6 protein-coding genes and 1 pseudogene are annotated in these 7,408 nt (G+C 57.0%); 5 read left to right on the top strand and 2 right to left on the bottom strand.

Features of this window, described 5'->3' with window-relative positions; all coding sequences use genetic code 11:
- Nucleotides 1–1,138 (bottom strand): annotated as a pseudogene (locus tag ACWIUF_RS07690) (hypothetical protein); the annotation flags it as partial.
- Between the two features lie 651 nt (nucleotides 1,139–1,789).
- Here ACWIUF_RS07690 and ACWIUF_RS07685 point away from each other — a divergent pair.
- From ACWIUF_RS07685 to ACWIUF_RS07665, 5 genes are all read left to right on the top strand, one after another.
- Nucleotides 1,790–2,530, top strand: a complete 741-nt coding sequence (locus tag ACWIUF_RS07685) for a uracil-DNA glycosylase (protein WP_448571701.1) — start codon at nucleotides 1,790–1,792, stop codon at nucleotides 2,528–2,530.
- A gap of 112 nt (nucleotides 2,531–2,642) precedes the next feature.
- The gene (locus ACWIUF_RS07680; RefSeq protein WP_448571700.1) at nucleotides 2,643–2,858 is read left to right on the top strand and encodes a hypothetical protein; all 216 of its coding nucleotides are present in this window, start codon (nucleotides 2,643–2,645) and stop codon (nucleotides 2,856–2,858) included.
- 283 nt (nucleotides 2,859–3,141) lie between these two features.
- Nucleotides 3,142–6,075, top strand: coding sequence for a CAAX protease (locus ACWIUF_RS07675; RefSeq protein ID WP_448571699.1), 2,934 nt, complete (start codon nucleotides 3,142–3,144; stop codon nucleotides 6,073–6,075).
- A gap of 37 nt (nucleotides 6,076–6,112) precedes the next feature.
- Nucleotides 6,113–6,598 (top strand): hypothetical protein, encoded by a 486-nt coding sequence (locus tag ACWIUF_RS07670; RefSeq protein WP_448571698.1) that lies wholly within the window; start codon nucleotides 6,113–6,115, stop codon nucleotides 6,596–6,598.
- Nucleotides 6,585–6,974 carry a phage holin family protein gene (locus tag ACWIUF_RS07665; RefSeq protein WP_448571697.1) on the top strand — a complete coding sequence of 130 codons (390 nt, stop codon included), beginning with the start codon at nucleotides 6,585–6,587 and terminating at the stop codon, nucleotides 6,972–6,974. Before ACWIUF_RS07670 ends, ACWIUF_RS07665 begins: the two co-directional genes overlap by 14 nt.
- 78 nt (nucleotides 6,975–7,052) lie before the next feature.
- Here ACWIUF_RS07665 and ACWIUF_RS07660 read toward each other — a convergent pair.
- The coding region (locus ACWIUF_RS07660; protein ID WP_448571696.1) for a cation transporting ATPase C-terminal domain-containing protein at nucleotides 7,053–7,408 on the bottom strand (356 nt) is incomplete at its 5' end.

Here is a 7,408-nt window from a genome sequence, read left to right as displayed (position 1 = left end):
GGATTTCCGGTCGCGTGGGCGTGTCGGGGATTTCCGGTCGCGTGGGCGTGTCGGGTAGCTCTGGCCGGTTTGAGGTATCGGGCAATTCTGGCCGGGTGGGGAGATCCGGCAGTTCTGGCTGGGTGGGGAGATCGGGTCGGTCTCCGAGGTTGGGAAGGGTATCGGATGGCAGGGAGTCGATCGGTCCGCGTCCGGCACCCACGGCATCCAGAATCGCCTCCCGTTGGAATTCACTCACCTCTAATAGGGAACGGGCATCAAAATTGTTCGTGTCGAGCGCGGACAGATCCCTTAAGGGGACAGGGGGCACATCCAGATTACGGTTATTGATATCCGGTTGGCTACTGTCCGTTGGCGGCAGTGTATCGGTCACATCCTTGGCCGCGATCGTGGGCATGCGCAGGAAATCGGGCGTGGCTACTAACTCGTCATCGGGGATGGGCCTTTGGGCGGCTAAGCCCTCAAGCATTTCGGCATGGACGGCGGCGATCGCCTCATCAACAGGTGTACTGCCCGCCAGGGGATTGGGCACAAGGCCGCGCAGGAGGGGACTAGTTTTGTAAAACGTATCCAGATCAAAATCATAGATGCCGACAATATCACCGGCCACGGCCACAGCCATTTGTCCAGCCTTCAGGGTTTGGGACTGATTGACTTGCTGGTTAAAAACCTGGATGTTGCTATCGGTCAGTGCACCAATGATCGTCGTGTCGGAATCGGCAATATAGCGGGCAAAGAGAGCTGACCCCTGAATCCCCGCCGCCGCATTAGGGGTGTAGAGGCGGGTGCGGCCCTGCCCAGGGGGAATCAACAGCAGGACGGTGCCGTTGGCAAGGGAAAAGGTGCGGGTGCGAGGGGTAAACCAGAAGACGGCCCGTTCTCCGAGTCGCCCTAAGGACCCGTCATTGAAGCGTAGTTCGGCGAGGGATTGTCGGGCTGTTGCCACCCCATCGCCCGGAGTCAGACGATCGGCCACACGGGCATCACGGGCTTGGGCATTTTGCCGCAGGAGTTGGACCCGGTTACGCACCATTTCCACCACTGCCTGGGTGAGGGGGGTTTCCGCCGTTGCTTCCCCGGCTAGGAGCAGCGTACTCAAGACAACGAGGGTGGTAAACGAGAGGCAGCGGCGCAACATGGGACATCTCCAGCCAGAATAAAGGCATACTATAATTTCGGATTCAGTCGAGCACGCCTAGGCAAGATTCAGTCAAACCCTCCTAGGGAAATTGATCGCAGACCTCCGCTTCGGGGAACGTCTCTGTTAAGGGTAAGCCCCAGAGCCAACAATGGCCAGGGATATTGCTTCAATCCTGCCATTTCTGCTTTTGTCTCGACTCAGCATTTACACAGAAAAGCACTTCTTCCATCTGGGGATAACCTACCCAATTTCCCTCGGATCGATATCCCCTACGGCTTCGGCTTTGTCCGTATAAAGCGTGCCGGTATGCGCATGTTATTGGACAAATTATACTGACAACTTATGTCGGCCACCGAACCAGTGTTTAGTCCTTCCCAAGCAGTTATCGGTGATGCAATCTCTCTACCCACTGCGCACAGAGGTCCCACTCCTAGCTTAGCAATTCTATTGATACCTGGGTGGGTAACAGGTCAAAGATTTATGAACAGTCCCCGATTGGCGCTACGATCGCGTCAGCCTGGTTGACGGAGCCAGTCGGCAGGCTAGGCAGATCAGGGTGGCTCTAAACCTGTTTCAGGAATACGGTAAAGTGAACATTAATTTGTGTGAATACGCCCCCGATTGCCTAGGAATAATCGTCTTCTCCCCATGACGCATCCAGAGCAAATGAGCCTTTTCGATCTGGCACCTGAAACGCCTGGGCCAGAACCGTCCCTGCCAGCAGTGGCGGTGGCGCCCTCGCCCCCTGACTTTAATCCGGACCTGATCCCAACGGCGGCGGCGATCCCCATTCCACCGGGAACCTATGGGGATATCGCCGCCCTCACGGCCCACTGTCGCCAATGCCAACGTTGCGATCTGGCGTCTACCCGCACCCACGTGGTAGTCGATCGGGGCCATCCCCAGGCAGACATTATGATCATTGGTGAGGGACCGGGGCAGAATGAGGACGAAACTGGTTTACCCTTTGTGGGCAAGGCGGGCCAACTGCTGGAGAAAATCCTGGAGTCGGTGGCCTTGAACAGTGAGCAGGATGTCTATATTTGCAATATGGTAAAGTGCCGCCCGCCCGGTAACCGGGTTCCTACCCCAGAGGAAATGGCGGCCTGTCGGCCCTACCTCTTGGAACAAATTCGGTTGGTTGATCCCAAAATCATTCTGCTTACTGGGGCGACGGCGGTGCGGGGGGTGACGGGGCATCGGGAGGGGATTACCAAGATCCGGGGCCAGTGGTTGCCGTGGGAAGGACGCTTGTGTATGCCTATTTTCCACCCGGCTTACTTGCTGCGGAATCCTTCGCGTGAGAAGGGCAGTCCCAAATGGCTAATGTGGCAGGACATCCAGACGGTGAAGGCGAAGTTGACGGAACTGCGATCGGCGGCAGGGTAACCGGGGGTTAGGGGGGGTGCGATCGCTGCGCAATTGTCAGTCGGTTCACAAAGCTTTATAAAGCGTTAAAATTCCAAGGTGGATAGCGCGTTGCATTGTGAGTTTGGATTTTATGTTTTTTGATGAATTGTCTCCGGTGATAAAAGAGTTGGCCCAACATCCGGTGGCCTTCCTGGGGGGCCTGTGTTCGGGGTTGCTACGGCTTAACCTTAATGATGATCCGATTAAGAGTTGGCTAGATCAGCAGGCGGGGGAGGTTACGGGGCGATCGGACGGTAATGGGAAGGCGGATACGAGTCGGGGACCCCAGTCGATCACAATCGAGTAGGCGGGTGAAGACTGGCTTAACCCCTTGTCATTGGGTAAGCGTTCAATAACTGCTTAACCCTTAAAACCACTACGATACCAAGGGACACCAAGGGATACCAAGGGACACGAAGCGGGGCTTCGGTCGGGTCGGGTCGATGTTGAGCCATTGGCCCGACTGTTGTTTGGGTGGGCGCGGTGGCTAGTGGGGGGCTAAGGGGGCTAGCCCTGAAGCGCTCAGGCGCAATATGGCAATATGGGGTACTTAAACCTGAACGGTTGACTTTTTCAGACTGTATAGGGGGATGGCTGTGGACCGAGGGGTAAGGCGTTTTTATCGGTGGCTGCTGGTTGCGATCGCGGTTGTGGTTGTGATTATTCTCTTACCGCCCGTGAAGCGTTTGCTGGCCCTCGGCTATGAGGCCCTCAGCAGTCAGATCCGGTTGGTGATCGATCTGGTGCGGATGGGCATCATTGCGTTCCTATTTGCGGCCCTGTTGGCGCCGCTGGAGGCCTTGGGCTGGTGGGCCGGTTGGTATGGGGAACCCGTGACGACGATCGCGGCGACGGCGAATTCGGCAACAGCCGATCGGGCAGCCCAGGCTTCTCCCTATCACCGCTACCTTGTTTACCTGGATGGCATCGGCCAAGGATCGGCCCAGCAATATCTGCCGGATGTGGAGGATTTTTTACGGGCACTGGCGATGGCCCTCCCCCCGGAGGTGTGTTTGGTGCGGGATGTCCTGTCCTATTCGGTGATGAATCAACCGCTCACGTCTGCCCATCGGCCCCTGGCGTTTTTCTGGCAGTTGGCGGAGTGGCTCCGGCTGAAAAATCCCCAAAGCTTGTTGGGGTATGTGATCAATATTCGCAATGTCTTGCAAGTCAGCGTGTCGGCGGATCAACGCTATGGTCCCATCTATAACCGGGGGATTGCCCAGCGCCTCTACGATAGTCTGCTCCGGCAGGGCTATGTACCGGGCAGCGGCATTCCCATCACCATGATTGGCTACAGTGGCGGCGGTCAGGTGGCAGCGGGGACGGCGGCGTTTCTGAAACAGGCGATCCAGGCCCCGATCGAACTGATTTCCCTGGGTGGGGTAATGAGTGGGAATAACCGCTATCTCCAGCTAGAGCATCTCTATCACTTTGAAGGGGAGAAGGATAATGTGCAGCGCCTCGGTCCCCGGATGTTTCCCGGTCGGCGTCCCTTGCTTTTCCTGTCCTATTGGAACCGGGCACGGCGGGCGGGCAAAATCACGATCGTGCCCCTGCGGGGCGTGGGTCACAATGTCCCCGGTGGTTTACTGGACCCGAACCTGGTCTTACCCGACGGTCACACTGCCCTACAACGCACGATTGACTATATTTTGGACATCCTAGCGGGTCGATTGGAACTGCCCCATACCGCCAAGGCAGCGGTTGACCTCAGTCTCGCCCAACCTAGTAATTACGCGATTTACCAACAGCTTCCTTGCAACCGCTACGACTTTTATCCTGTCCAGCAATCTTTGCCACCGGATACCTATGTTCCCGTAGGGACCTGGATCGGTCGCCTCATCCTGCCGAGGAAATCCGAACGTTCTCAGGTGCAGGGGGTCTGGTTCGAGGTCTATCAAACCGATGCCGACCATCGCCATTGGCAAGGGCAACGCGTGCGGCTGTGTTGGGAAGATTTGCCCGCCCTCCAGCAGTGGCGACAGTCCGTGACGCGGGATGTGTACCTCAGTGAACAGACCCAGGAAAGTATGCAACAAGGGCGGGTGCACCCCGATCGCCTGGACGGTTGGCGGCGAGTGGGTCCGTTGGCATCCCTTGCGGCAGGTCATCCGGAGGATGACGTGATCGTGAAACTCGCGGGGCCAGTGCGGGTGATGGCAGCGGCTGAAGACACCGGGCAAGAGACAGCCTATCCGACCCTCTTCATTACCCAGGAGCCGGTCCAAATTACGGGACGCTTTTATGGCCTTGTGCAAATTGGCGCACCCGTGGCGAAGGGGAGTGATACCTTTACCGGGCGCCATTTCAACCGGGAATCCCGTCAGTTTGATGGGCCAGTGGCCACCGTGCGCATTCCCCAGGTGCTTCCCAGCCATGAGGGGGTCTTCTCCAGTAGCAATCGCGGCCTGGAGCAATCGGTCCTGAATGAAGGTGGGTGGTATATCTACGGTGCCCAGGATCGGGAGGGCGAGTTTGTGGTGCAGGCGATCGCGCCCCGTGCTCTGCTCAGATTGCAACCGGATCAAGTCGTCCTGGGGAAACAGGCTGCGATTCAGTACCTCACCAAACGCTGCTGGCAGGGAACCGCCCAACAGAAGGGCCAGATTAAATCCGTACTACTGGCCCCGGGGGAAGCGTCCATCTCTAGCGCGATCGACCAGTGGCAGGAGGGCGATCGCGCCTTGCTGATGCATGTCTATGGTGGTATTGGCGGCAAGAAAAAGGAATTTGCGCCCTTTGGCATTTATTTTGGGCATTTTTCCTACGGCGTGGCCAAGGTGGTGCGGGACCCGCTCAGTGATGACCTGCGCTTTGAGATTACCTACAAGCAAATCTACACCCATAACAGTGATGGCATTATTTCCGGCAGCATGGATTGGTCGGCCTATATGGGCGATCGCCAGCGGGGGTGGTTGGGGGTGCGGCCCGTGGCCGATGTGTTGATTCGCTTCCCAGCCTTGACGGCAACCTATGATTTTGGCGAGGGGCAGGTGCGATCGCCGCTCAATGCCTTGCGGTATGCCCTGGAGGCAATGGCGGCGCGGTATCGGGTGGGGGATGGCACGGGAGGGACTTTTGTGGGACCGACTAATTCCTGTGTTCAGGATGCCAGTCAAGCCCTCTATCTCGCCCTGCGGCGGCTGCAAATCTTGATGCAAACGAACACCCAGATCCAATCCTGGCTAGCGGCCCATCCCGATCATCCCCAAACCCAACAGGTGCAGCAATTGGTTTACCTGGAAAAGGCCCTGAGTCAAAAATTGATGCCGATGGGCATTGTGCGATCGGACTGGGAGGATCAGGCCCCGTTACTGGGGGCGGATCTGTGGGAAGACCCGTTTAATACCCTCTACAATACCTTGATCAGTTGGCGGACCTTGCTGCCGCGTTTGACGTTTGAGGCGATCGGCAAAGCGTTTTTACAACAAGGGGCCTCGCTGTGGTTATTGCGATCAAACCAGGTGGGGGGCATTGATCCCGATATCGCCCCGATCGCGCCGACTGCGTTATGGTTATGAGTTTTAATTACCCTAATGATTCATCGAGGGCACGATCGTGGAAAATAACGACAATAAACCCACCCTATCAACCACTGAATTTAAAGAACACTTTTCTAGTTTGGTCCCTCTAATCCTTGAAGAATGGCCAGCGGTGGTACGCGAGTCGTTGGAGGCCACCAGCGGCAATCTGGAACAGGTGGTAGACCAGATTGCTGCCCAGACCGATCGCACCCGCACCCTCATCCGGCGACAGTTGGCCGAGTTATACACCTTAGCCCAAGCCGAAGCCACCCAACTCAAGGCCGGAGCCGAGCGCATCGCATCGGAATCCAAGTCTCGTTTGGACATCGCCCAGTTAGAACCCCTCCTCCACAAGCTGGAAGAACGCACGGAGAAATTATTTGCCCAGTTTGAGAAGGATGTACTGCCGGAGGTAACCGAAAAGGCCAAGCAGAATTTGGGAACAAGTCTGCTAACGGCGTTGGGGATTGGGTTTTTGTTGGGGCTACTCTTGGGAGGGTGGGGTCGTGGCCGTTCGTGAGTTGCTGGACGGGTTTAATTACTATCTGCGACGCCTGCTGCGCCTAGTGACGATGTTGGTGGATTTACACCTGGAAATTGCCCTGCACGAAGCCAGTGTCGAACAGAAACGGATCACGAGTGGCTTTACCCTGCTGGCGATCGGGTTTGGCCTAGTGATGATGGGGGTTGTCTTACTGCAAGTGGTGTTGATCTGGATTGGTCACTTGGCTGGGCTGCCCTGGTTTAGTGCCATTTGTGCAGTCGCTGGCCTCAATCTCGCCAGTGCCTACTTGTTCCTGATGGCGGCTTCCCGGCGGCTCCACGGTCCCTATATGCAAGCCACGCGCGAACGGGTGCAGCGATCGCTCACGATCCTCCTCCAAGACGAGGATTGAACGCCGACGATATTTTCCCATGACTTCTCCTCGCACCGTGGGGGAGGGACGGCTGGGGGGTGAGGGAAATGGGCTTTACTAACCCCGGCGCCGGAAGAAAAGTTTCTGCGCTTCCACGGCCCAGAACCCAACCGTACTCATCACCAGACAGATCCCTAACTCCTGCGGCGATAGCCCCTGGGTACTGAACATCCCCTGGAGCCAGGGCACATAAATCACTAGCATTTGGAGGACAAACGTCAACCCCACCGCCCCCAGCATCGGTTTATTGGCCCAAAAGCCTGCACCAAACACAAAATCATGCTCAGATCGCATCGCCAGCGCCAGACTAATGCGAGAAAAAGCCAGCGTTGAAAACACCATCACCTGCCAGTGGGTCCACTGGGCACCAAAGAAATAATCTCCCGCGAACAGGAAGATCAGCCCCATCAGGC

The sequence above is a fragment of the Trichothermofontia sp. genome (genome assembly GCF_053493415.1).
This window is presented reverse-complemented; position numbering and strand designations above follow the sequence as displayed.